We start from the raw sequence: 25,908 nt of genomic DNA on the forward strand, positions 1-25,908 counted from the left end.
AAATTTTTTGTGTTATAATATTCTGTGAATAGCTATGCCTATGTTTAGCTATGGAATAATACGAAGTGCGAAACTTGGAAGATAGAGAGGATGCGATGTAATGGCTAGAGAAGGCTTTTTTACTGGTCTAGATATTGGAACAAGCTCTGTCAAGGTGCTTGTAGCCGAGCAGAGAAATGGTGAATTAAATGTAATTGGCGTGAGTAATGCCAAAAGTAAAGGTGTAAAGGATGGAATTATTGTTGATATTGATGCAGCAGCAACTGCTATCAAATCAGCTATTTCCCAAGCGGAAGAAAAGGCAGGCATTTCGATTAAATCAGTGAATGTCGGCTTGCCTGGTAATCTTTTGCAGGTAGAACCAACTCAAGGGATGATTCCAGTAACATCTGATACCAAGGAAATTACGGATCAAGATGTTGAAAATGTTGTCAAATCAGCTTTGACAAAGAGTATGACACCTGACCGTGAAGTCATTACCTTTATTCCTGAAGAATTTATTGTGGATGGTTTCCAAGGGATTCGTGACCCACGTGGCATGATGGGGGTTCGCCTTGAAATGCGTGGCTTGCTTTATACAGGCCCTCGTACTATCTTGCACAATTTGCGTAAGACAGTTGAACGTGCAGGTGTCCAGGTTGAAAATGTTATCATTTCACCACTAGCAATGGTTCAATCAGTTTTGAACGAAGGTGAACGTGAATTTGGTGCTACAGTGATTGATATGGGGGCAGGTCAAACGACTGTCGCTACAATCCGTAACCAAGAACTCCAATTCACACATATTCTCCAAGAAGGTGGAGATTATGTAACTAAAGATATCTCCAAGGTTTTGAAAACCTCTCGCAAATTAGCAGAAGGCTTGAAACTGAATTACGGGGAAGCCTATCCGCCTCTTGCAAGCAAAGAAACCTTCCAAGTAGAAGTTATTGGAGAAGTAGAAGCAGTCGAAGTGACGGAAGCCTACTTGTCAGAAATCATTTCTGCACGAATTAAGCACATCCTTGAGCAAATCAAGCAAGAATTAGATAGAAGACGTCTATTGGAGCTCCCTGGTGGCATTGTCTTGATCGGTGGGAATGCCATTTTACCAGGTATGGTTGAGCTTGCTCAGGAAGTATTTGGTGTCCGTGTCAAACTCTATGTTCCAAACCAAGTTGGTATTCGTAATCCGGCCTTTGCGCATGTGATTAGTTTATCAGAATTTGCTGGACAATTGACAGAAGTCAATCTTTTGGCTCAAAGAGCAGTCAAGGGTGAAGTTGCTCTGACTCATCAACCAATTAGTTTTGGAGGAATGATTCAGAAAACAGCTCAGTTTGTACAATCAACGCCTGTTCAACCAGCTCCTGCTCCAGAAGTAGAGCCGGTGACTCCTACAGAACCAATGGCGGATTTCCAACAAGCTTCACAAAATAAACCAAAATTAGCAGATCGTTTCCGTGGCTTGATCGGAAGCATGTTTGACGAATAAAGAGGAAAAATAAATTATGACATTTTCATTTGATACAGCTGCTGCTCAAGGTGCAGTGATTAAAGTAATTGGTGTCGGTGGAGGTGGTGGCAATGCCATCAACCGTATGGTCGACGAAGGTGTTACAGGCGTAGAATTTATCGCAGCAAACACAGATGTACAAGCATTGAGTAGTACAAAAGCTGAGACTGTTATTCAGTTAGGCCCTAAATTGACTCGCGGTTTGGGTGCAGGAGGTCAACCTGAGGTTGGTCGTAAAGCTGCTGAAGAAAGCGAAGAAACACTGACGGAAGCTATCAGTGGTGCAGATATGGTCTTCATCACTGCTGGTATGGGAGGAGGTTCTGGAACTGGAGCTGCTCCTGTTATTGCTCGTATCGCCAAAGATTTAGGTGCTCTTACAGTTGGTGTTGTAACACGTCCTTTCGGTTTTGAAGGAAGCAAACGTGGACAATTTGCTGTTGAAGGAATCAACCAACTACGTGAGCATGTAGATACTCTATTGATTATTTCAAACAACAACTTGCTTGAAATTGTTGATAAAAAAACACCACTTTTGGAGGCTCTTAGCGAAGCGGATAACGTTCTTCGCCAAGGTGTTCAAGGAATTACCGATTTGATTACCAATCCAGGATTGATTAACCTTGACTTTGCCGATGTGAAAACAGTTATGGCAAATAAAGGGAATGCTCTTATGGGTATTGGTATCGGTAGTGGAGAAGAACGTGTGGTAGAAGCAGCACGTAAGGCAATTTATTCTCCACTTCTTGAAACAACAATTGATGGAGCAGAAGATGTGATTGTCAACGTAACTGGTGGTCTCGACTTAACCTTGATTGAGGCAGAAGAGGCTTCACAAATTGTGAATCAAGCAGCAGGTCAAGGAGTGAACATCTGGCTCGGTACTTCAATTGATGAAAGTATGCGTGATGAAATTCGTGTAACAGTTGTCGCAACAGGTGTTCGTCAAGACCGCGTAGAAAAGGTTGTGGCTCCACAAGCTAGACCTACTACTAACTACCGTGAGACAGTGAAACCAGCTCATTCACATGGCTTTGATCGTCATTTTGATATGGCAGAAACAGCTGAATTGCCAAAACAAAATCCACGTCGTTTGGAACCAACTCAAGCATCTGCTTTTGGTGATTGGGATCTTCGCCGTGAATCGATTGTTCGTACAACAGATTCAGTCGTTTCTCCAGTTGAACGCTTTGAAGCCCCAACATCACAAGATGAAGATGAATTGGATACACCTCCATTTTTCAAAAATCGTTAAGTAAATGAATGTAAAAAAAAATACAGAACTTGTTTTTCGAGAAGTCGCAGAGGCGAGTCTGAATGCTCATCGAGAGAGTGGTTCAGTCTCTGTCATTGCAGTTACCAAGTATGTAGATGTACCGACAGCGGAAGCCTTGCTTCCGCTAGGTGTTCATCATATCGGTGAAAATCGTGTCGATAAGTTTCTGGAGAAATATGAAGCTTTAAAAGATCGAGATGTGACTTGGCATTTGATTGGTACCTTGCAAAGACGTAAGGTGAAAGATGTCATTCAATACGTTGATTATTTCCATGCTTTGGATTCAGTCAAGCTAGCAGAGGAAATACAAAAAAGAAGTGACCGAGTCATCAAGTGTTTCCTTCAGGTAAATATTTCTAAAGAAGAAAGCAAGCACGGTTTTTCGAGAGAGGAACTGCTGGAAGTCTTGCCAGAGTTAGCCAAACTAGATAAGATTGAATATGTTGGTTTAATGACGATGGCACCTTTTGAGGCTAGCAGTGAGCAGTTGAAAGAAATTTTCAAGGCGACCCAAGATTTACAAAGAGAGATCCAAGAAAAACAAATTCCAAATATGCCTATGACCGAGTTAAGTATGGGAATGAGTCGTGATTATAAAGAAGCGATTCAATTCGGTTCCACCTTTGTTCGTATAGGTACAGCATTTTTTAAGTAGGAGAGAACCATGTCTTTAAAAGATAGATTCGATAGATTTATAGATTATTTTACGGAGGATGAGGATTCAACGGTTCCTTATGAAAAAGGAAATGAACCTGTGTTTACTCCAGTAAATTCTTCACAGGAACCGGCTCTCCCAATGAATCCACCTTCACAGTCTGCTGGTGCAAAAGATAGCAATATCACCAGACTGCATGCACGACAACAGGAATTGGCAAATCAGAGCCAGCGTGCAACGGATAAGGTAATTATAGATGTTCGTTATCCTAGAAAATATGAAGATGCAACAGAAATTGTTGATTTATTGGCAGGAAACGAAAGTATTTTAATTGATTTTCAGTATATGACAGAGGTACAGGCCCGTCGTTGTTTGGACTATTTGGATGGAGCTTGTCATGTTTTAGCTGGAAATCTGAAAAAGGTAGCATCTACTATGTATCTGTTAACACCAGTGAATGTTATTGTGAATGTAGAAGATATTCGTTTACCAGATGAAGAACAAAATGGTGAGTTTGGCTTTGATATGAAGCGAAATAGAGTACGATAATGATTTTTTTAATTCGTCTGATTTATAATGCAGTGGATATTTACTCCCTGATTTTGGTAGCCTTTGCTGTCATGTCTTGGTTTCCAGGCGCCTACGAATCAAGTTTGGGTCGTTGGATTGTAGCATTGGTCAAACCAGTGCTTGCTCCTTTGCAACGCCTGCCTTTACAGATAGCAGGTCTTGATTTATCTGTTTGGGTTGCGATTGTTTTGATTCGATTTTTAGGAGAAAACCTAGTCCGTTTTCTGGCGATGATAGGATGAATAAAGGGATTTACCAGCATTTCTCCATAGAAGATCGTCCATTTCTTGACAAGGGAATGGAATGGATAAAGAAGGTAGAAGATAGCTATGCTCCTTTTTTAACTCCTTTTATCAATCCTCATCAGGAGAAGCTATTAAAGATTTTGGCCAAAACCTATGGTCTTGCTTGTAGCAGTAGTGGGGAATTTGTCTTGAGTGAGTATGTTCGAGTTTTATTATACCCAGATTATTTCCAGCCAGAGTTTTCAGATTTTGAAATATCTCTCCAGGAAATTGTGTATTCCAATAAATTTGAACACTTAACGCATGCTAAGATTTTAGGGACAGTCATCAATCAATTAGGGATTGAACGGAAACTTTTTGGAGATATCCTAGTAGATGAAGAACGGGCGCAGATTATGATTAATCAGCAGTTTCTTCTTCTCTTTCAAGATGGATTAAAGAAAATTGGCCGTATACCTGTTTCGCTGGAGGAACGTCCTTTCACCGAGAAAATAGATAAGCTAGAACAGTATCGAGAGCTGGATTTATGTGTGTCTAGTTTTAGATTAGATGTTCTTTTATCAAATGTTTTGAAACTATCTAGGAATCAAGCAAACCAGTTGATTGAAAAGAAACTTGTCCAAGTAAATTATCATGTGGTAGACAAATCAGATTACACTGTTCAAGTTGGAGACTTGATTAGTGTGAGAAAATTTGGTCGCTTGAGATTGCTTCAAGATAAGGGACAAACAAAAAAAGAGAAGAAAAAAATAACCGTCCAGTTATTATTAAGTAAGTGAGGAATAGAATGCCAATTACATCATTAGAAATAAAGGACAAAACCTTTGGAACTAGATTCAGAGGTTTTGATCCAGAAGAAGTCGATGAATTTTTAGATATTGTGGTTCGTGATTACGAAGATCTTGTTCGTGCGAATCATGATAAAGATTTGCGTATTAAGAGTTTAGAAGAGCGTTTGTCTTACTTTGACGAAATGAAAGATTCATTGAGCCAGTCTGTATTGATTGCCCAAGACACAGCTGAGCGAGTGAAACAGGCGGCGCATGAACGTTCAAACAATATCATTCATCAAGCAGAGCAGGATGCGCAACGCTTGTTGGAAGAAGCTAAATATAAGGCAAACGAGATTCTTCGTCAAGCAACAGACAATGCTAAGAAAGTTGCTGTTGAAACCGAAGAATTGAAGAACAAGAGCCGTGTCTTCCACCAACGCCTCAAATCTACAATTGAGAGTCAGTTGGCTATTGTTGAGTCTTCAGATTGGGAAGATATTCTCCGTCCAACAGCTACTTATCTTCAAACAAGTGATGAAGCTTTTAAAGAAGTGGTTAGTGAAGTGCTTGGAGAACCGATTCCAGCTCCAATTGAGGAAGAACCAATTGATATGACACGTCAATTCTCTCAGGCAGAAATGGCAGAGTTACAAGCTCGTATTGAGGCAGCCAATAAAGAATTGGCTGAATTTGAAGCTCAGGCTAAACAGGAAGTGGAAAATCCAACTCCTGTAGTGAGTCCTCAAATTGAAGAAGAGCCTGCTCATCCAGTTGGTCCAATGTACGAAGAACCAGAAGTAGCTCCAGTACATCCTTCGGCTCCAACACCAGCTACAGAAACGTTTGATTCAGCACCAGGATTTGAAGCACCGCAAGAATCCGTTACAATTTTATAAGAAATATTCTGAGAACAATATCTTATCCTTATATTTCCAGCGAGCAGGAGATGGTGTGAGTCCTGCATTCCCTATTGATAAGATTATCCTCTCAAAAACTCAAGTCTGAAGCTAGTAAGATTTGACGTTCCCCACGTTACGGGATAAGAGGGAGAAAGACTAAATCTTTTTCCGAATAAAGGTGGTACCACGATTTTCGTCCTTTTTGGCAGTCGTGGTTTTTAATTTGTTATTATTTATAAAGGAGATACCATGAAACTCAAAGATACCCTTAATCTTGGGAAAACAGCTTTCCCAATGCGTGCAGGCCTTCCTACCAAAGAGCCAGTTTGGCAAAAGGAATGGGAAGATGCAAAACTTTACCAACGTCGTCAAGAATTGAACCAAGGAAAACCTCATTTCACCTTGCATGATGGTCCTCCATACGCGAACGGAAATATCCACGTTGGACACGCTATGAACAAGATTTCAAAAGATATCATTGTTCGTTCAAAATCAATGTCAGGTTTTTACGCACCATTTATCCCAGGTTGGGATACTCATGGTCTGCCAATCGAGCAAGTTTTGGCAAAACAAGGTGTCAAACGTAAAGAAATGGACTTGGTTGAGTACTTGAAACTTTGCCGTGAATACGCTCTTTCTCAAGTCGATAAACAGCGTGAAGACTTTAAACGTTTGGGGGTTTCTGGTGACTGGGAAAATCCATATGTGACTTTGACTCCTGATTATGAAGCAGCCCAAATCCGTGTATTTGGTGAGATGGCTAATAAAGGATATATCTACCGTGGTGCCAAGCCAGTTTACTGGTCTTGGTCATCTGAGTCTGCCCTTGCTGAAGCAGAGATTGAATACCATGACTTGGTTTCAACTTCTCTTTACTATGCCAACAAGGTAAAAGACGGAAAAGGTGTTCTAGATACAGATACTTATATCGTAGTCTGGACAACAACTCCATTCACCATCACAGCTTCTCGTGGTTTGACTGTTGGTGCAGATATTGATTACGTTTTGGTTCAACCTGCTGGTGAAACTCGTAAGTTTGTCGTTGCTGCAGAATTGTTGACTAGCTTGTCTGAGAAATTTGATTGGGCTGATGTTCAAGTGTTGGCAACTTACCGTGGTCAAGAATTGAACCACATCGTAACAGAACACCCATGGGATACAGCTGTAGATGAGTTGGTTATCCTTGGTGATCACGTTACCACTGACTCTGGTACTGGTATTGTCCATACAGCCCCTGGTTTTGGTGAGGACGACTACAATGTTGGTATTGCTAATGGTCTTGAAGTCGCAGTGACTGTTGACGAGCGTGGTATCATGATGGCTAATGCTGGTGCTGAGTTTGAAGGTCAATTCTATGAAAAGGTAGTTCCAACTGTTATTGAAAAACTTGGTAACCTCCTTCTTGCCCAAGAAGAAATCTCTCACTCATACCCATTTGACTGGCGTACGAAAAAACCAATCATCTGGCGTGCAGTTCCACAGTGGTTTGCCTCAGTTTCTAAATTCCGCCAAGAAATCTTGGATGAAATTGAAAAAGTGAAATTCCACTCAGAATGGGGTAAAGTTCGTCTTTACAACATGATTCGTGACCGTGGTGACTGGGTTATCTCTCGTCAACGTGCTTGGGGTGTTCCACTTCCTATCTTCTACGCTGAAGATGGTACAGCTATCATGACAGCTGAAACTATTGAACACGTAGCTCAACTTTTTGAAGAACATGGTTCAAGCATTTGGTGGGAACGTAATGCCAAAGACCTCTTACCAGAAGGATTTACTCATCCAGGTTCACCAAATGGCGAGTTCAAAAAAGAAACAGATATCATGGACGTTTGGTTTGACTCAGGTTCATCATGGAATGGAGTTGTAGTAAACCGTCCTGAGTTGACTTACCCAGCAGACCTTTACCTAGAAGGTTCTGACCAATACCGCGGTTGGTTCAACTCATCACTCATCACATCTGTTGCCAACCATGGTGTAGCACCTTACAAACAAATTCTGTCACAAGGATTTGCCCTTGATGGTAAAGGTGAGAAGATGTCTAAATCTCTTGGAAATACCATTGCTCCAAGTGATGTTGAAAAACAATTTGGTGCTGAAATCTTGCGTCTTTGGGTAACAAGTGTGGATTCAAGCAACGACGTGCGTATCTCTATGGATATCTTGAGCCAAGTCTCTGAAACTTACCGTAAGATCCGTAACACCCTTCGTTTCTTGATTGCCAATACTTCTGACTTTAACCCAGCTCAAGATTCAGTAGCTTATGAAGAACTACGTTCAGTTGATAAGTACATGACTATTCGCTTTAACCAGCTTGTCAAGACCATTCGTGACGCTTACGCAAACTTTGAATTCTTGACAATCTACAAGGCCTTGGTGAACTTTATCAACGTTGACTTGTCAGCCTTCTACCTTGATTTTGCTAAAGACGTTGTTTACATCGAAGGTGCCAAATCATTGGAACGCCGTCAAATGCAGACTGTCTTCTATGACATTCTTGTGAAAATCACCAAACTCTTGACACCAATCCTTCCTCACACAGCAGAGGAAATCTGGTCATATCTTGAGTTTGAAACAGAAGACTTTGTTCAATTGTCAGAATTGCCAGAAGCAGAAACTTTTGCTAATCAAGAAGAAATCTTGGATACCTGGGCTGCCTTCATGGACTTCCGTGGACAAGCTCAAAAAGCCTTGGAAGAGGCTCGTAATGCAAAAGTAATCGGTAAATCACTCGAAGCACACTTGACAGTTTACCCAAATGAAGTTGTGAAAACTTTACTCGAAGCAGTAAACAGCAATGTAGCACAACTTTTGATCGTGTCAGACTTGACCATCGCAGAAGGACCAGCTCCAGAAGCTGCGGTTAGCTTCGAAGATGTAGCCTTTACAGTTGAACGCGCTGCAGGTGAAGTATGTGACCGTTGCCGTCGTATCGACCCAACAACAGCAGAACGTAGCTACCAGGCAGTCATCTGTGACCACTGTGCAAGCATCGTAGAAGAAAACTTTGCGGACGCTGTCGCAGAAGGATTTGAAGAGAAGTAAGGTTGAAAAGTCTCTATGCGTCTAGTATATAAAAATCAGTTATTCCAAGTTTATAATCTCTCTTGTGAGATGCTAAAGTTTAATGAGAATTGGTTTTGCTAATACTAGGAGAAAGTAAGTATGCTAAAATCGCAAGATTATTTTTCTTGCGATTTCTTAAACTAGTGAGGAAAAATAAACATTATGAGACAAACAAATGTTAGAGGAAGCTTGTCCCTCCGTGGCTTTAGAAAATTGAGAACTGGTGCAATTGTTGCGACAGGTGTGATTTTGCTAGGTCTGGGCTTTTTAGCTCCAACTGTGTCAGCCAGTGAACAAGATGGTGTCTGGGTAGCCAGAACAGTTGAGGAAGTGAAAGCTGACCTTCAAAAAGAAGGTGATTTATTTAAGTATGTCATTAAGTGGGGAGATACATTAAGTGTTATCAGCGAAGCAAGCAATATCCCGGTAGATGTACTCCAAGAAATGAATCAAGCTTCAGGCAAGAATTTATTCTTACCACACAATGAATTGTACTTTACCGAAGCTGAAACGGTTTCAGATACAGTCACAAAACACAAGATTGTCATCAAAGAAAGTGGTGCCAGTGGCGAAGTTCGCACTTACGAAGTCTTGCTCAAGAAAGATCAGGAAACAAAAGCTGTTACCTTTGAATTAACAGATGTCACTGAGAAAGTTGAAAAAATGACTGTGAACTATAGCCCAGTCTATCAGCCTGTATCAGCACCAGTAGTGGAAAGAGCGGAAGAATCAGGTGAAGAGCCTGCCTCAGAAGCATCAGCAGAGACAAGCCCAGAAGTTAAAGAAGAAACAGAAGCTCCAGTAGCACCAAAAGCAGAAGAGCCAACTGTAACAACGCCAAAAGTAGAAAAACCAGTGTCTCCAGCACCAACAGAATCAGCGCCAGAGGTAGAAAAACCAGCTGAGCCTAAAGAAGCAGAATCAACACCTGAAGGAACATTTACAGGAACAGCAGAATCAGCACCAGATTCAACAGAATTAGTGGCAAATGGAGCTTCAGGAAGAACAGAAGGGGCTTCAGAAGTAACTCCAGGAGTAACAGGAAAAGAAACTGAAGAATCAGGAACAGAAGCACCTACAACTCCAAAAGAAGATACACCTGAAGGAACAGTTTCAGAAGGAGAAACAGGAACAGAGTCAGCAGAATTGGCTGAACCAAAAACAGAAGCACCTACAACTCCAGAAAATAAAGAAGAACAACCAGGTGCAACAGAAGCACCGGAACCAAAAGTAACAGAGTCCGAGGCAGCGAAACCAGCTCCAAAAGAAGCAGGAACAACAGCAGGAAATGAAGTAAAAGAAACTGAAGAAGCAGGAACAGGTTCAGAAGTAGCTACAACAGGTGCACCAGCAGCGGAAGGAAGTTCAGAAGCGACTCTAGGTTCAACAGAAGAAGCTTCAGGAACAACACCAAAAGCAGAAGTTTCAGAAGCACCAGTGGCAGAGGCTACAACTTCAGGAGAACAAAGTCAACCAGCAGAAGAAACTCCAGCACCATCAAAACCAGAAACCCCAGCTTCAACAGAAGCAGCTACAGAGGCTACAACTTCAAGTGAAGTAGGCAATGCAGAAGAAACCTCTGTTGAGGAGACAGGAAAACAAGATAGCGCAACAAATACACCGTCAGCTGAGTCTAAAGAAGAAGCGGTAACAACACCAGAAGCAACAGAAAAAGAAGCAAAAGCAGAAGAGTCAGCAGAACCAGGAACATCTGCAACTGTGGAATCAACACCAGCAGGAGAAGAAGGTAAAGCCGAAGCAACGGAAGAAGCTGAAGAACCAGGAATAATAGCAGAAGCAACCCCAGCACCAAAAGAATCAGGAGAAGAAGGTAAAGCGGAGGATTCAGTTTCTTCAACTGAATCTTCATCAACTGCTTCTGAAGGGGAGTCAACAGCTACGCAGCCAGCTGTAGAAGCAGAAACAGATTCAACATCGGAAGCTGAAGAAATTGCAACTACGGAAACAGCAACAGCACCAAAAGCGGAAGAGCCAGAGGCGGCAACCCCAGCTTCAGAAGTACCATCAGAATCAGAGTCGAAAGAAGAAGATTCATCTGCAGGGGATACAACAGTTACAGAAGAACAGCCGGCTTCAGAAACTGTCTCTGAAGGTGGGGCACCAGCTACACAACCAGCTGGAGAAGAAAATAAATCCGAACCAACGTCAGAAACTTCAACTATTCCATCTGTAGATGCTACAAATGATTCAGGTAATTCAGAGTCATCACCTTCAGTAACAGAAGGCAATAAAGAAGAAACAAATTCACAAAATACTGAAGCTTCGACTGTGAACGAAAACTCAGAATCATCTAATTCAGATTCAGAAAAACCACAGGGTGATGAACCAGCTGTACAAGTAGGATCAGACCCAACAGCGTCAACAGAAGGAACATCTACAGGAAAAGAAGAATCAGCACCAAAAGCAGAAGAAAAACAAGTCGACAAGAAACTAGAACTTAGAAATATTTCAAATGTGGAATTGTTTACAGTAGAAAATAATAAATATCGACATGTAACTTCACTTGCGAGTGTTCCAACTACTCCAACTGATTACTTTATGAAAATAAAATCAGAGAACTTTAAAGATGTTATGTTGCCAGTTAAGAGTATTGAGAGTGTTAGAAAAGATAATCAAGATGTTTACAAAATTGTAGGACAAGCTAACGATTTAATTCAACACGAAAACAATAGTACTTTAGACAATTACACTTACTACCTACCTAAGATGGTGAGAAGTGAAAATGGAGTTTATACATCGTTTAAAAATCTAGTAGATGCTATGAATAGTAATCCTTCTGGAGAGTTTCGTTTAGGGGCAACTATGGATGCTCGTGAAGTAGAACTTCAAGATGGTCAAGAAAGTTATATTGATAAAGAGTTTAGTGGTAATTTAATAGGTGAAAACAAAGGTAAGTATTATGCTATATATAACTTGAAAAAACCATTATTTAGAACTTTAAACCGTGCTACAGTAAAAGATATTTCAATAAAAGATGTAAATATTTCTGCAAAAGATCACTCTGCTACAATAGCTAAAGAAGCGAAAAATGGTACTAACATTACTAATGTTCACTCATCTGGTGTAATTGCTGGTGAACGTAGCATTGGTGGATTAGCTTCACAAGTAACTAACTCTACAATTTCTAATAGTAGTTTTACTGGAAGAATAACTAATACTTATGATACAAGAGCTACTTATCAAATAGGTGGTTTAGTAGGAAAACTTTCAGGAGCTAGTGCTTCAATAGATAAATCAATTTCTTCTATTGATATGGCGACAAATGCTAATACAGGAGACCAGGTTGTTGGTGGTATAGCGGGAGCTGTAGATAAAAAAGCAACAATTAGAAATAGTTATGCTGAAGGAAATCTTAATAATGTAAAACATTTCGGTTATGTTGGAGGAATAGCTGGGTATCTTTGGGATAGGGATACTTCAGAACTAAGTAACTCTGGTAATCTTACAAACGTATTAAGTGACGTTAATGTTACGAACGGTAATGCTATTACGGGGTATGATTTTACAGGTATAAAAGCAATAGACACATACAGTAATAAAAATAATAAGGTAGTTAATGTAGAGCAAGTAGATGATGAAGTATTAAGTAGAGATTCAGAAAAACAAAGAGGTACTATATTAGAAAATAATAAAGTTCTTGAGAAAAAAGCTGCACTTGTTACTAAGAAAAATACTAAGATTGAAGAATTCAACTTCTCATCTAGATATGTAACTGACTATAGAAATCTTGAAAATGCTGATTCATCAAAAGAACAAGTTTATAAAAATATAGAAAAACTATTACCATTCTATAATAGAGAAACAATAGTTAAGTACGGGAATTTAGTAGATACTAATAGTAATCTTTACAATAAACAATTATTGTCAGTAGTGCCTATGAAAGATAAAGAAGTAATTAGTGATATTAATGGAAATAAATCTAGTATAAATAAACTATTACTATATTACGCAGATAATACATCTGAAACGGTAAATGTACAATACCAAAGTGATTTTTCAAATGTAGCAGAGTATGGTGTGAACGGTACAAAATTAATTTACACACCTAATACATTACTTCGTAATAATAAAAATATTTTAGATGAAGTATTACCAGAATTAAATAAAGTAGAATATAAATCAGATGCAATTAGAAAAGTATTAGATATTTCTAAGGATATCAGTTTAACAGAATTATATCTAGATGAACAATTTGAAAAAACAAAAGAAGCTATAGGTGATAGTTTAGCGAAACTTCTGTCAGCAGATGCAGCAATCGCTGAGAATAGTAATTCGATAATTGATAATTATGTAATCGAGAAAATCAAGAAAAATAAAGAGGCGTTACTTCTAGGTTTAACATATCTTGAACGCTGGTATAATTTTAAATATGATAATGCAAGTGCAAAAGATTTAGTATTATATCATTTAGATTTCTTTGGTAAATCAAATAGTTCAGCTCTAGATAATGTTATTGAATTAGGTAAATCTGGCTTTAACAATTTACTAGCGAAAAATAATGTAATTACTTACAATGTATTATTATCTAAAAATTATGGAACTGAAAGTTTATTTAAAGCATTAGAAGGATATAGAAAAGTATTCTTACCAAAAACTTCTAACAATGAGTGGTTTAAAACTCAAACTAAAGCACATATTGTAGAAGAAAAATCTACAATTGAAGAGGTAAGTAAAAAACAATCAGAACAAGGAACTAAGTATTCTATAGGTGTCTATGATAGATTAACTAGTCCATCATGGAAATATCAAAGTATGGTCTTACCGTTATTAACTTTACCAGAAGAAAAAATGATATTTATGATTGCCAATATTTCAACTATAGGATTTGGTGCTTATGATAGATATAGAAGTTCTGAATATCCTGAGGGAGAAAAATTAAACAAATTTGTAGAAGATAATGCACAAGAAGCGGCTAAACGATTTAGAGATCATTATGATTATTGGTACAAAATACTAGATACGAAAGAAAAAGATAAATTGTTTAGAAGTATTTTGGTATATGATTCTTTTAGATTTGGTAATGATAAAGATAAAAATACTAGTCAAGCAGATTTTGAAACTGATCATCCAGCAATAAAACATTTCTTCGGTCCTGCGGGGAATAATGTTGTTCATAATGGACACGGAGCATATGCTACGGGAGATGCGTTCTACTATATGGCTTATCGTATGCTTGATAAATCTGGTGCGGTAACATATACTCATGAAATGACACATAATTCTGATAGAGAGATTTATCTTGGAGGATATGGAAGAAGAAATGGGCTTGGACCAGAGTTTTATGCAAAAGGATTATTGCAAGCTCCTGATCATCCAAATGATGCAACAATCACGATAAACTCTGTGTTGAAATATAATGAAGCGGAAAATGCTGATAGACTACAAGTAAAAGATCCAACTCAACGATTTAATAATGCAGAAGATTTACGTAAATATATGCACAATTTATTTGATTTAGTTTATACACTTGAGATGTTAGAAGGAGAAGCAGTAGCTAAGTTAGATAGCAATCAAAAATATGATCTGTTGAGAAAAGTTGAGAATAAATTTAAACCTGATCCTGATGGAAATGAGGTTTACGCAACAAATGTTGTTCGTAGATTAAAACTAGATGAGCTTAATAAATTAACTTCTTTCAATAGTTTAATAGAAAACGATATAATCACAAGAAGAGGGTATATTGATGAAGGTGAGTATAAACGAAATGGATACTACACAATCAATCTTTTCTCGCCAATATATTCTGCCTTAAGTAGTGATAAAGGGACTCCGGGTGATTTAATGGCTCGTCGTATGGCATTTGAACTATTAGCTGCAAAAGGATATAAAGAAGGTATGGTACCATATATTTCTAACCAATATGAAAATGAAGCGAAAGCTAATGGAAGTAAAATTAATTCATACGGTAAAGAAGTAGGATTGGTAACTGATAAATTAGTGCTTAATAAGATATTTAATAACCAGTATTCATCTTGGGCTGATTTTAAAAAAGCAATGTATAAAGAACGAGAAAGTAAATTTAATAAATTAACAAATATTAACTTTATAGATCCAACTAATTGGAGACGTCAAGAGACGGTAACTATTGATAATATTAGTAAGTTAAAAACATTGATTGAAAAAGCGGTGCAAGAAGATGCTACTAATTATGCTTCAATATTATATCCAAAAGAAAGTAGTAAAGTTTACAAACTTAAAAAAGCTATTTTCAAAGCTTATCTAGATCAAACTGATGATTTTAGAACTTCAATATTTGATGAGGAAAATAAATTTACTAATTAGGGTAGCACATGAAGATAGGTTTCGTTTCTTCATGTGTGAAACTCTTTCCTTTTTGGTTTTGACTAGCTTTTTTGTGAAAAATTGTGTAAAATAGAATAGATAAACGAGGGGCAACCTCGGAAAATTTAAAGGAGAATCCATCTAATGGTAAAATTGGTTTTTGCTCGCCACGGTGAGTCTGAATGGAACAAAGCTAACCTTTTCACTGGTTGGGCTGATGTTGATTTGTCTGAAAAAGGTACACAACAAGCGATTGACGCTGGTAAATTGATCAAAGAAGCTGGTATCGAATTTGACCAAGCTTATACTTCAGTATTGAAACGTGCTATCAAAACAACTAACTTGGCTCTTGAAGCTTCTGACCAATTGTGGGTTCCAGTTGAAAAATCATGGCGCTTGAACGAACGTCACTACGGTGGTTTGACTGGTAAAAACAAAGCTGAAGCTGCTGAACAATTTGGTGATGAGCAAGTTCACATCTGGCGTCGTTCATACGATGTATTGCCTCCAAACATGGATCGTGATGATGAGCACTCAGCTCACACAGACCGTCGTTATGCTTCACTTGACGACTCAGTTATCCCAGATGCTGAAAACTTGAAAGTGACTTTGGAACGTGCTCTTCCATTCTGGGAAGATAAAATCGCTCCAGCTCTTAAAGATGGTAAAAACGTATTCGTAGGAGCTCACGGTAACTCAATCCGTGCCCTTGTAAAACACATCAAAGGTTTGTCAGATGACGAGATCATGGACGTGGAAATCCCTAACTTCCCACCATTGGTATTCGAATTCGACGAAAAATTGAACGTAGTTTCTGAATACTACCTTGGAAAATAAAAAATTGTAAGTCTAGAATTGATTTCTAGGCTTTTTATGTTAGTATGGTAGTATGATAAGGAATAAAAAACAAGATTATGTGCTGACCTACAAGCAACCAGCTTCAACCACTTACAAGGGGTGGGAAGAAGAGTCTTTACCGATTGGCAATGGTTCTTTAGGTGCTAAAGTATTTGGGCTTATAGGGGCTGAACGGATTCAATTCAATGAAAAAAGTCTTTGGTCTGGTGGTCCACTTCCTGATAGTTCAGATTATCAGGGTGGAAATCTTCAGGACCAGTATAGTTTTTTAGCTGAAATTCGGCAGGCTTTGGAAAAGAGAGATTACAATCGGGCAAAAGAACTGGCAGAACAGCACCTAGTTGGGCCCCAAACGAGTCAATATGGGACCTATCTGTCCTTTGGAGATATTTTCATTGAGTTCAGCCAGCAAGGCACGACTTTGTCTCAGGTGACGGATTACCAGAGACAGCTGAATATCAGTAAGGCACTGGCGACGACTTCTTATGCCTATAAGGGAACGAGATTTGAACGTGAAGCCTTTGCCAGTTTTCCAGATGATCTCTTGGTTCAGCGTTTTACTAAGGAAGGGTTGGAAAGTCTAGATTTTACTATGGAACTATCCTTGACCTGTGATTTGGCTTCTGATGGAAAGTATGAACAGGAAAAATCTGATTACAAAGAGTGCCAGCTGAATATAACTGATTCTCATATCTTGATGAAGGGGCGGGTTAAGGATAATGATCTGCGGTTTGCTAGTTATCTAGTTTGGGAAACGGATGGAGACATTAGAGTCTGGTCGGATAAGGTTCAGATATCAGGAGCCAGTTATGCCAATCTTTTCTTGGCGGCTAAGACAGATTTTGCCCAAAATCCTGCTAGTAATTATCGCAAGAAACTAGATTTAGAGCAGCAAGTAAAGGACTTGGTGGACACAGCTAAAGAAAAGGGCTATGCCCAATTGAAATCAAGGCATATTGAGGACTACCAAGCTTTATTTCAGCGTGTTCAATTGGATTTGGAAGCTGATATTGACGCATCCACTACAGATGATTTGTTAAAAAATTATAAGCCACAAGCGGGGCAGGCTTTGGAGGAATTGTTCTTCCAGTATGGGCGGTATTTATTGATTAGTTCTTCTAGAGACTGCCCAGATGCTCTACCAGCTAACCTACAGGGAGTCTGGAATGCGGTCGATAATCCTCCTTGGAATTCGGACTATCACCTGAATATCAACTTGCAGATGAATTATTGGCCAGCCTATGTTACCAATCTCCTAGAGACGGCCTTTCCAGTCATCAATTATATCGATGATTTGCGTGTCTATGGTCGTCTAGGGGCTGCAAGGTATGCAGGAATAATCTCTCAGACTGGGGAGGAGAATGGTTGGTTGGTTCATACTCAAGCGACTCCCTTTGGTTGGACGGCACCTGGTTGGGATTACTATTGGGGTTGGTCACCAGCTGCCAATGCATGGATGATGCAAACCGTTTATGAAGCCTATTCATTTTACAGGGACCAAGACTATCTCAGGGAGAAAATTTATCCCATGTTGAGGGAAACGGTACACTTTTGGAATGCCTTTTTACATGAGGATCAGCAGGCGCAACGTTGGGTGTCCTCTCCATCTTATTCCCCAGAACATGGGCCGATTTCGATTGGCAATACTTATGACCAATCTCTGATTTGGCAGTTATTTCATGATTTTATTCAGGCTGCTCAGGAATTGGGGCTGGATGCGGACTTGTTGACGGAAGTCAAGGAAAAATTTGATTTACTAAATCCTCTTCAAATCACTCAATCTGGTCGAATCAGGGAGTGGTATGAGGAGGAAGAGCAGCATTTTCAAAATGAGAAAGTGGAGGCCCAGCATCGGCACGCTTCCCATCTGGTGGGCCTTTATCCTGGCAATCTTTTTAGCTATAAGGGACAAGACTATCTTGATGCGGCGCGTGCTAGCCTCAATGATCGTGGAGATGGGGGCACAGGCTGGTCCAAGGCCAATAAGATCAATCTTTGGGCGCGTCTAGGAGATGGCAATCGAACCCATAAATTATTAGCAGAGCAGTTAAAGTCATCCACCTTGCCAAATCTTTGGTGTAGCCATCCTCCTTTTCAGATAGATGGTAATTTTGGTGCTACTAGTGGCATGGCAGAAATGTTACTCCAGTCTCATGCAGCTTATCTGGTACCTCTAGCTGCCCTACCTGATGCTTGGTCAACAGGTTCTGTTTCAGGCTTAATGGCACGTGGACATTTTGAAGTGAGCATGAGGTGGACGGATAAAAAACTCTTACAGTTGACCATTTTATCAAGGAGTGGAGGAGATTTGCGAGTTTCTTATCCAGATATTGAGAAGAGTGTGATTGAAGTGAATCAAGAAAAAATAAAAGCGAAATGCATAGAGAAAGATTGTATTTCAGTAGCGACAGCAGAAGGTGATCTGGTTCAATTTTATTTTTAAGAAGGTGATAGAAGGCAGTAGTTTGAGACTGCCTTTTAATAAGGATTTGAGAATGTAAGCAGTTTCCAACTAGTTGAAAAAGCGTTATAATGGTAATATGAAGTAATTTGTTTGAGAGAGGGTGGGTCTGATGGCTTATATTGAGATGAAACACTGTTACAAGCGGTATCAGGTTGGGGACACGGAGATTGTGGCCAATCGTGATGTGAATTTTGAGATTGAAAAGGGTGAATTGGTTATTATTCTAGGTGCATCTGGTGCAGGCAAGTCAACGGTTCTTAACCTTCTTGGAGGCATGGATACCAATGATGAAGGGGAAATCTGGATTGATGGTGCCAATATTGCAGGCTATAGTTCCCACCAGAGAACCAATTACCGCCGCAATGATGTCGGTTTTATTTTTCAGTTCTACAATCTAGTGTCCAATCTGACTGCTAAGGAAAATGTGGAGTTGGCTTCAGAAATCGTGACAGATGCCTTGAATCCTGAACAGGTCTTGACAGATGTAGGTCTGGCTCATCGTCTCAATAACTTTCCAGCCCAGCTTTCTGGAGGGGAGCAACAGCGAGTCTCCATTGCACGCGCGGTAGCCAAAAATCCTAAAATTCTCCTTTGTGACGAACCGACAGGCGCCTTGGATTATCAGACGGGCAAGCAGGTTTTGAAAATCCTCCAAGATATGTCTCGTCAAAAGGGAGCGACGGTGATTATCGTGACTCACAATGGAGCTTTGGCTCCCATTGCTGATCGCGTGATTCATATGCACGATGCCAGTGTCAAGGATGTGGTTCTCAACCAGCATCCTCAGGATATCGACAGTTTGGAGTACTAGCATGATCAAGCGAAAAACCTATTGGAAGGACTTAATTCAGTCCTTCACAGGCTCAAAGGGGCGTTTTTTATCCATCTTGACCTTGATGATGTTGGGCTCTCTAGCCCTAGTAGGTCTCAAAGTAACCAGTCCCAACATGGAGGCAACAGCTAATGCTTATTTAACAACTGCTAAAACCTTGGATTTGGCAGTCATGTCTAACTATGGCTTGGATCAAACAGATCAAGAAGAACTAAAACAGACCCAGGGCGCAGAGGTTGAGTTTGGCTATTTGACAGATGTGACTATGGAGAATGGGCAGGATGCCATTCGGCTGTACTCCAAACCAGAGCGAATTTCAACCTTCCAGCTAAGAGAGGGACGACTTCCTCAGTCAGACAAGGAAATCGCCTTGGCCACTCATTTGCAAGGCCAATTCAGCGTGGGACAGGAGATTAGTTTTAAAGAAAAAGAGGAGGGTCATTCCTCTTTAAAAGACCATACTTATACCATTACTGGTTTTGTAGATTCAGCTGAAATCCTCTCCCAGCGAGATATGGGCTACGCAGGAAGTGGAAGTGGGACTCTGACAGCCTATGGGGTGATTTTACCTAGTCAGTTTGATCAGAAAGTCTACAATATAGCTCGTTTGAAATATCAAGATTCATCAGGCTTAAATGCTTTTTCAGAAGCTTATGAAGAAAAATCCAAGCAACATCAGAAAGACCTTGAACAAGCTTTGTCAGATAATGGCAAGGCACGTCTGCAACTCTTGAAAAAAGAAGGGCAAGAGTCTCTCGATAAGGGGCAAGAGACCCTTGACAAGGCTGAGACTAATTTGCAGGAAGGCAAGCGTCGTTTAGCAGCTGCTCAAGCTCGTTTACAGGCTCAGGAAAGTCAACTAGCCTTGCTTCCTCAAGCTCAGAGAGAGCAGGCTAGTGCTCAACTTACCCAAGCTAAGCAGGAATTGAGCAAGGAAGAGGATAGACTAAAGCAGGCTGAACAAAAACTAGCCCAAGAAAAGGAAAAATTAGAAAAACATCAGCAAGTCTTGGACGATTTGGCGGAGCCAAGGTATCAGGTCTATAATCGTCAGACCATGCCAGGTGGTCAGGGCTATCTTATGTATAGCAATGCTTCATCCAGTATTCGAGCAGTGGGCAATATCTTTCCTGTGGTACTTTATGCCGTAGCAGCCATGGTGACCTTTACGACCATGACTCGCTTTGTAGACGAAGAGCGAACTCATGCAGGGATTTTTAAGGCCTTGGGTTACCGTAGTAAGGATATTATCGCCAAGTTTCTCCTTTATGGACTAGTAGCTGGGACTGTCGGAACGGCTCTAGGTAGTATACTTGGTCATTATTTGCTAGCCAGTGTAATTTCAAGTGTCATTACAAAAGGCATGGTGGTGGGAGAAACCCAGATTCAGTTCTATTGGACCTATAGCTTACTAGCTCTTGTCTTGAGCTGGTTGGCGAGTGTGTTACCAGCCTATCTGGTGGCTTGGAGGGAACTTCATGACGAAGCAGCCCAGCTTCTACTTCCTAAACCTCCTGTCAAAGGAGCTAAAATCTTATTGGAGCGTATCGGTTTTATCTGGCGTCGTCTCAGTTTTACTCATAAGGTAACTGCTCGCAATATCTTCCGTTATAAGCAGCGGATGTTGATGACGATCTTTGGTGTGGCAGGTTCAGTCGCTCTGCTCTTTGCCGGTTTGGGAATCCAATCCTCTGTAGCAGGAGTTCCGTCTAAGCAGTTTCAACAAATCCAACAGTATCAAATGATTGTCTCTGAAAATCCTAGTGCGACCAATCAGGACAAGGCAGAGCTAGAAGAAGTATTGAAAGGGCAGGACATCAAAGCCTACCAGAAAATCTATTCTAAAACGCTAGACAAGGATTTCAAAGGTAAGGCTGGTCTTCAGACCATTACCCTTATGATGACAGAGAAGGAAGATTTGACGCCTTTTATCCATCTGCAAAATCATCAGCAGGAGCTGACATTAAAAGATGGCGTTGTTATTACAGCTAAACTCGCCCAGCTGGCAGATGTCAAGGTTGGGCAGACTTTAGAAATTGAAGGTAAGGAACTAAAGGTCGCTGCCATTGCTGAGAACTACGTTGGTCACTTTATTTATATGAGTCAAGCTAGCTATGAGCAAATTTACGGACAGGTGCCGCAAGCTAATACTTATCTTGTCTCGTTAAGGGATACCAGTGCTACTAGTATCGAAAGACAGGCAGGTTTACTTATGAATCAATCTGCGGTGTCAAGTGTTGTCCAGAATGCTTCAGCCATTCGACTCTTTGACTCGGTCGCAAGTTCACTCAATCAGACTATGACTATCTTGGTCATCGTATCGGTTCTGTTGGCTATTGTTATCCTTTACAATCTGACCAATATCAACGTGGCTGAGAGAATCCGTGAGCTCTCCACTATCAAGGTTCTCGGTTTTCATAATAATGAAGTTACTCTCTACATTTACCGTGAGACGATTGTGCTGTCCCTTGTGGGAATCGTACTTGGTTTGGTATCTGGTTCCTATTTACACCAATTTTTGATTCAAATGATTTCGCCTGCGACCATTCTCTTTTATCCGCAGGTAGGCTGGGAGGTCTATGTAATCCCAGTGGCAGCAGTAAGCATCATTTTGACCTTGCTTGGTTTCTTTGTCAATCATCATCTGAGAAAGGTTGATATGCTTGAAGCCCTGAAATCTGTAGAGTAATTTAGTTGTTTTTATCAGATCGAACTTGAATTTACTCGTAAATAAAAAATCCTCCGTTTCAAAGAGTGGGGAACTCTTTGTGACAGAGGATTTTTTTCTATAGGGCTTTAGCAGCTGCAATTGCGGCTTCGAAGTTTGGTTCAGAGTTGATATTGTCCACGTATTCAACGTAGCGAATCGTATTGTCAGTATCGAGGACAAAGACTGCGCGTGCCAATAGGTGCCACTCATTGATTAAGAGAGCGTAATCACGTCCAAAGGAATGGTCGAAATAGTCTGAGAGCATGATGGCATTTTCAATACCTTCAGCACCGCACCAACGTTTCTGGGCAAAAGGCAGATCCATGGAAACAGTCAAGACGACCGTGTTGTCCAGTCCAGCCAATTCTTCATTAAAACGACGTGTTTGAGTTGAGCAGATGCCTGTATCGATAGAAGGCACGACACTCAAGACTTTTTTCTTTCCATCAAAATCAGCCAGAGATTTTTTAGAAAGGTCTGTTGTAGTGAGAGAAAAATCAAGCGCCTTGTCGCCGACTTGTAGTTGTTTACCTGTAAAGCTCACAGGATTTCCGAGAAAAGTTACCATAAGATACTCCAATCTTTTTTCTTCCATTTTAGCTGAAACGGTCGAAATTTTCCAATGATTTGACCGGAAATGTGTGCATAGAAAAAACGTCAGCTCATGTGAGAATGACGTTTTTCAGATTTTTTATCTATTTGATATTTCTCGAAGGTAGTGCGGACGGGAGCAACTTCCTTCGGAATTTCATCCCTAATTTTTGAGCCTTAGGTCTCAAAAATTCCGTCCTAGATAAGATCAAAGTTCTTATCTAGGATACCACTACAGTGAGAAATATCTGGTAAAAACTCACTTCGTTCGTACTGATTTAAGAAATCTTCATTCTTATAAACGCTGTTTTGTAGCTAGAGATAGAACTAACAAAGCTAATATTAGAAGTAATGTAAAGAGAGACAAGAACCTAGTAATAGATAAACTAATATCTAGATTATTTTGCCAATCCTTCAGCAATCTTGTCAAGGTTGTATTTCATCATGTTGTAGTAGCTGTCGCCTTCTTTACCTTGTTCTGCGATAGAGTCGGTAAAGATTTGAGCGTAGATTGGGATGTTTGTGTCTTGTGAAACAGTCTTCATTGGACGGTCATCCACACTAGATTCTACAAAGAGTGATGGAACTTTTGTTTGGCGAAGTTTTTCAACCAAGGTCTTGATTTGGTCAGGTGTTCCTTCTTCTTCAGTGTTGATTTCCCAGATGTAGGCACTTGGGACACCGTAGGCTTTAGAGAAGTATTTGAAGCATCCTTCACTGGTTACGATCAATTTCTTCTCAGCAGGGATATTGTTGAATTTAGCTTTTGCTTCCTTATCAAGTTTGTCTAGCTTTTCAGTATATTCTTTGAGATTTTTTTCGTAGAATTCCTTGTTGCTAGGGTCTTTAGCGCTCAATTGTTTTGCGATGTTTTTAGCAAAAATCATACCGTTTTCAAGGTTAAGCCAAGCGTGTGGGTCTTCTTTGCCTTTTTCGTTTTGGCCTTCAAGGTAGATAACATCAACGCCTTCGCTGACTGCAAAGTAGTCTTTGTTTTCAGTTTTCTTAGCATTTTCTACCAATTTTGTAAACCAAGCATTGCCACCTGTTTCAAGGTTGATCCCGTTATAGAAAATGAGGTCTGCTTCAGAAGTTTTCTTGACATCTTCAGGAAGTGGTTCGTATTCGTGTGGGTCTTGACCAACAGGAACGATACTGTGAAGATCAATTTTATCACCAGCAATATTTTTAGTAATATCAGCGATGATTGAGTTTGTAGCCACAACTTTTAGTTTATGACCAGAAGCTGCATCTTTTTTTCCACTAGCACATGCTACAAGAGCAATGACGGAAAGAAAGAGAACGAGTAATGTACCTAATTTTTTCATTAGATCCTCCAATTTATTAGGGCTTTGCCCCTTATTTTAACAAATGTTTATTTTTTAGTTTCAAATATCGTTGTTTGGGAGCGATAAAGAAGCTAATGAGAAAGAAACTAGCGGCTGTAAGCACGATACTAGAACCTGCCGCAACGTTAAAGCTATAGCCGATAAAGAGCCCCAAAACTGAAGCAGTAGCTCCAAAGGTTGAGGAAAGGAAAATCATGCTTTTCAGGCTATTAGCATACAGATAAGCAGTTGCAGCTGGGGTAATCAGCATGGCTACAATCAGGATAGTTCCGACACTTTGCATGGCAGTCACAGACACGAGGGTCAAGAGTACCATGAGCAGATAGTGATAAACATTGACAGGCATTCCCATGGCTTTGGCCAAGAGTTCATCAAAGGATGTTATCAAGAGTTGCTTGAAGAAAATCCAGATTAACAAGAGAATGACTGCCCCAACACCCATAGTAATAAACATATCCGTATCTTGGACGGCTAGGATATTACCAAAAAGGATATGGAAAAGGTCAGTTGAACTTTTAGCGACACTAATCAAGATGATACCGAGGGCTAAGAAAGAAGAAAAGGTAATGCCGATGGCGGTATCGCTTTTGATAATCGAGTTCCCCTTGATGTAGGTAATGATGATGGCAGCTAGCAATCCAAAGACAATGGCTCCGATAAAGAAGTCAACGCCCAAGATGAAGGAGAGGGCTACACCTGGCAAGACAGCATGTGAAATGGCATCTCCCATGAGTGACATCCCGCGTAGAATGATGAAACATCCTACAGCTCCAGCTACGACCCCGACGACAATGGCTGTTATCAAGGCATTTTGTAAGAAATGGAATTTTTGCAATCCATCGATAAATTCTGCAATCATAGGTCACCTCCATTGAAAAAGAGTCGATTACCGTAAGCTTCTTTGAGATTGGCTTCGGTAAAGGTTTCTTTGGTTGGACCAAAGGCAATCACTTCTCGATTGACAAGCAAGACTTGATCGAAGTAGTGGGGAACCTTGCTGAGGTCGTGGTGGACGATGAGAACCGTCTTCCCAGCTTTTTTCAGATCTCTCAGCGTATTCATGATGATTTCCTCACTGACAGAGTCAATCCCAACAAAGGGTTCATCCAAGAGGATATAGTCGGCTTCCTGTACCAAACATCTGGCAATCAAGACTCGCTGGAATTGACCTCCAGACAGTTGACTGATTTGCCGTTCAGCATAGTCAGCTAGACCGACGATTTCAAGGGCTTCTTGCACTTTCTTCCAATGTTTAGCCTTTAAACTTCGAAAGAGAGGGATAGAGGGAAAGAGTCCTAACGAGACACATTCCTTGACCTTGATGGGAAAGTTGTAGTCGATATTGATTTTTTGTTCGACATAGGCGATTCGGTGTAAGGATTTTTTAACTTCCTTGTCATCGAGAAATGCCTGACCTTGATGTGGGATAATTCCCAGCATACCTTTTAATAATGTTGATTTTCCAGCGCCGTTTGGACCAATGATTCCGGTAATCGTTGGTCCTTGGAGCACCAGTGAAATATCTTTAAGTGCCAACGTTTCTTTATAGGAGACACTTAGGTTTTCGATACGTATCATACACTTGTATACCTCCTGCATCTTAATATACATTAAAAAAAAAATTAAGTCAAGTTAATTTTTGAAAAAATTAAAATAAGTCATTAAAAAATCTTTACACATCACACAAGGGAATCAATATATAGTGGATTGAATTTGGAATAGTCCACCGAGTTTTTTAAAACATTGTTAGAAATTCAAAGTAAATTATAAAAATGCCTTAGAAGCAGCATTGTACTACTCCAGCTCCAACGTAACCGCCCAATAA

17 protein-coding genes are annotated in these 25,908 nt (G+C 40.1%); 13 read left to right on the forward strand and 4 right to left on the reverse strand.

The window, feature by feature from the left end; genetic code table 11:
* The first annotated feature begins 100 nt into the window (after window positions 1–100).
* From ftsA to HT688_RS09205, 13 genes are all read left to right on the forward strand, one after another.
* Window positions 101–1,474 (forward strand): cell division protein FtsA, encoded by a 1,374-nt coding sequence (gene ftsA / locus HT688_RS09145; protein WP_050084018.1) that lies wholly within the window; start codon window positions 101–103, stop codon window positions 1,472–1,474.
* 16 nt (window positions 1,475–1,490) lie between these two features.
* A complete protein-coding gene (ftsZ, locus tag HT688_RS09150; RefSeq protein ID WP_000144272.1) occupies window positions 1,491–2,750 on the forward strand; it encodes a cell division protein FtsZ in 1,260 nt (419 codons plus the stop codon).
* A 4-nt stretch (window positions 2,751–2,754) separates the two neighbouring features.
* The gene (locus HT688_RS09155; RefSeq protein WP_172923714.1) at window positions 2,755–3,426 is read left to right on the forward strand and encodes a YggS family pyridoxal phosphate-dependent enzyme; all 672 of its coding nucleotides are present in this window, start codon (window positions 2,755–2,757) and stop codon (window positions 3,424–3,426) included.
* Window positions 3,427–3,435: 9 nt separating this feature from the next.
* On the forward strand, window positions 3,436–3,975 hold the full coding sequence (locus HT688_RS09160; protein ID WP_172923715.1) for a cell division protein SepF: 540 nt from the start codon (window positions 3,436–3,438) through the stop codon (window positions 3,973–3,975).
* Entirely contained in the window at window positions 3,975–4,238 is a 264-nt protein-coding gene (locus HT688_RS09165; protein ID WP_101776779.1) for a YggT family protein, read from the forward strand. The genes HT688_RS09160 and HT688_RS09165 overlap by 1 nt, the downstream gene beginning before the upstream one ends.
* On the forward strand, window positions 4,235–5,020 hold the full coding sequence (locus tag HT688_RS09170) for a YlmH family RNA-binding protein (RefSeq protein WP_172923716.1): 786 nt from the start codon (window positions 4,235–4,237) through the stop codon (window positions 5,018–5,020). The genes HT688_RS09165 and HT688_RS09170 overlap by 4 nt, the downstream gene beginning before the upstream one ends.
* Before the next feature lie 8 nt (window positions 5,021–5,028).
* Complete coding sequence (locus HT688_RS09175) at window positions 5,029–5,910, forward strand: DivIVA domain-containing protein (RefSeq protein ID WP_055357466.1); 882 nt, start codon at window positions 5,029–5,031, stop codon at window positions 5,908–5,910.
* Window positions 5,911–6,162: 252 nt separating this feature from the next.
* The gene (gene ileS, locus HT688_RS09180) at window positions 6,163–8,955 is read left to right on the forward strand and encodes an isoleucine--tRNA ligase (protein WP_172923717.1); all 2,793 of its coding nucleotides are present in this window, start codon (window positions 6,163–6,165) and stop codon (window positions 8,953–8,955) included.
* A gap of 183 nt (window positions 8,956–9,138) precedes the next feature.
* Window positions 9,139–15,279, forward strand: coding sequence for a ZmpA/ZmpB/ZmpC family metallo-endopeptidase (locus tag HT688_RS12295; protein WP_240148171.1), 6,141 nt, complete (start codon window positions 9,139–9,141; stop codon window positions 15,277–15,279).
* Between the two features lie 144 nt (window positions 15,280–15,423).
* Window positions 15,424–16,116, forward strand: coding sequence for a phosphoglycerate mutase (locus HT688_RS09190; protein WP_000240129.1), 693 nt, complete (start codon window positions 15,424–15,426; stop codon window positions 16,114–16,116).
* A gap of 52 nt (window positions 16,117–16,168) precedes the next feature.
* Window positions 16,169–18,580: a glycoside hydrolase family 95 protein gene (locus HT688_RS09195; RefSeq protein WP_172923718.1), complete on the forward strand. Its 2,412-nt coding sequence runs from the start codon at window positions 16,169–16,171 to the stop codon at window positions 18,578–18,580.
* A gap of 130 nt (window positions 18,581–18,710) precedes the next feature.
* On the forward strand, window positions 18,711–19,412 hold the full coding sequence (locus HT688_RS09200; protein ID WP_172923719.1) for an ABC transporter ATP-binding protein: 702 nt from the start codon (window positions 18,711–18,713) through the stop codon (window positions 19,410–19,412).
* A 1-nt stretch (window position 19,413) separates the two neighbouring features.
* Window positions 19,414–22,122 (forward strand): FtsX-like permease family protein, encoded by a 2,709-nt coding sequence (locus tag HT688_RS09205; RefSeq protein WP_172923720.1) that lies wholly within the window; start codon window positions 19,414–19,416, stop codon window positions 22,120–22,122.
* A gap of 97 nt (window positions 22,123–22,219) precedes the next feature.
* On the opposite strand, the gene tpx is transcribed toward HT688_RS09205, so the two are convergent.
* From tpx to HT688_RS09225, 4 genes are all read right to left on the reverse strand, one after another.
* Complete coding sequence (gene tpx, locus HT688_RS09210; RefSeq protein WP_000256026.1) at window positions 22,220–22,711, reverse strand: thiol peroxidase; 492 nt, start codon at window positions 22,709–22,711, stop codon at window positions 22,220–22,222.
* A 421-nt stretch (window positions 22,712–23,132) separates the two neighbouring features.
* Window positions 23,133–24,062 (reverse strand): metal ABC transporter substrate-binding lipoprotein/adhesin PsaA, encoded by a 930-nt coding sequence (gene psaA, locus HT688_RS09215; RefSeq protein WP_172923721.1) that lies wholly within the window; start codon window positions 24,060–24,062, stop codon window positions 23,133–23,135.
* 31 nt (window positions 24,063–24,093) lie between these two features.
* Complete coding sequence (locus tag HT688_RS09220) at window positions 24,094–24,942, reverse strand: metal ABC transporter permease (protein ID WP_172923722.1); 849 nt, start codon at window positions 24,940–24,942, stop codon at window positions 24,094–24,096.
* Window positions 24,939–25,661, reverse strand: a complete 723-nt coding sequence (locus tag HT688_RS09225; RefSeq protein ID WP_070842407.1) for a metal ABC transporter ATP-binding protein — start codon at window positions 25,659–25,661, stop codon at window positions 24,939–24,941. The genes HT688_RS09220 and HT688_RS09225 overlap by 4 nt, the downstream gene beginning before the upstream one ends.
* Window positions 25,662–25,908: the final 247 nt, after the last annotated feature.

It is taken from the genome of Streptococcus sp. 1559, assembly GCF_013276735.1.
GTDB classification, from domain to species: Bacteria; Bacillota; Bacilli; order Lactobacillales; family Streptococcaceae; genus Streptococcus; species Streptococcus pseudopneumoniae.

Bases quoted from the DNA above. Each gene is read 5' to 3' on its own strand.
- ftsA (WP_050084018.1), top strand. From the start codon at position 101: ATGGCTAGAGAAGGCTTTTTTACTGGTCTAGATATTGGAACAAGCTCT.
- ftsZ (WP_000144272.1), top strand. From the start codon at position 1,491: ATGACATTTTCATTTGATACAGCTGCTGCTCAAGGTGCAGTGATTAAA.
- HT688_RS09155 (WP_172923714.1), top strand. From the start codon at position 2,755: ATGAATGTAAAAAAAAATACAGAACTTGTTTTTCGAGAAGTCGCAGAG.
- HT688_RS09160 (WP_172923715.1), top strand. From the start codon at position 3,436: ATGTCTTTAAAAGATAGATTCGATAGATTTATAGATTATTTTACGGAG.
- HT688_RS09165 (WP_101776779.1), top strand. From the start codon at position 3,975: ATGATTTTTTTAATTCGTCTGATTTATAATGCAGTGGATATTTACTCC.
- HT688_RS09170 (WP_172923716.1), top strand. From the start codon at position 4,235: ATGAATAAAGGGATTTACCAGCATTTCTCCATAGAAGATCGTCCATTT.
- HT688_RS09175 (WP_055357466.1), top strand. From the start codon at position 5,029: ATGCCAATTACATCATTAGAAATAAAGGACAAAACCTTTGGAACTAGA.
- ileS (WP_172923717.1), top strand. From the start codon at position 6,163: ATGAAACTCAAAGATACCCTTAATCTTGGGAAAACAGCTTTCCCAATG.
- HT688_RS12295 (WP_240148171.1), top strand. From the start codon at position 9,139: ATGAGACAAACAAATGTTAGAGGAAGCTTGTCCCTCCGTGGCTTTAGA.
- HT688_RS09190 (WP_000240129.1), top strand. From the start codon at position 15,424: ATGGTAAAATTGGTTTTTGCTCGCCACGGTGAGTCTGAATGGAACAAA.
- HT688_RS09195 (WP_172923718.1), top strand. From the start codon at position 16,169: ATGATAAGGAATAAAAAACAAGATTATGTGCTGACCTACAAGCAACCA.
- HT688_RS09200 (WP_172923719.1), top strand. From the start codon at position 18,711: ATGGCTTATATTGAGATGAAACACTGTTACAAGCGGTATCAGGTTGGG.
- HT688_RS09205 (WP_172923720.1), top strand. From the start codon at position 19,414: ATGATCAAGCGAAAAACCTATTGGAAGGACTTAATTCAGTCCTTCACA.
- tpx (WP_000256026.1), bottom strand. From the start codon at position 22,711: ATGGTAACTTTTCTCGGAAATCCTGTGAGCTTTACAGGTAAACAACTA.
- psaA (WP_172923721.1), bottom strand. From the start codon at position 24,062: ATGAAAAAATTAGGTACATTACTCGTTCTCTTTCTTTCCGTCATTGCT.
- HT688_RS09220 (WP_172923722.1), bottom strand. From the start codon at position 24,942: ATGATTGCAGAATTTATCGATGGATTGCAAAAATTCCATTTCTTACAA.
- HT688_RS09225 (WP_070842407.1), bottom strand. From the start codon at position 25,661: ATGATACGTATCGAAAACCTAAGTGTCTCCTATAAAGAAACGTTGGCA.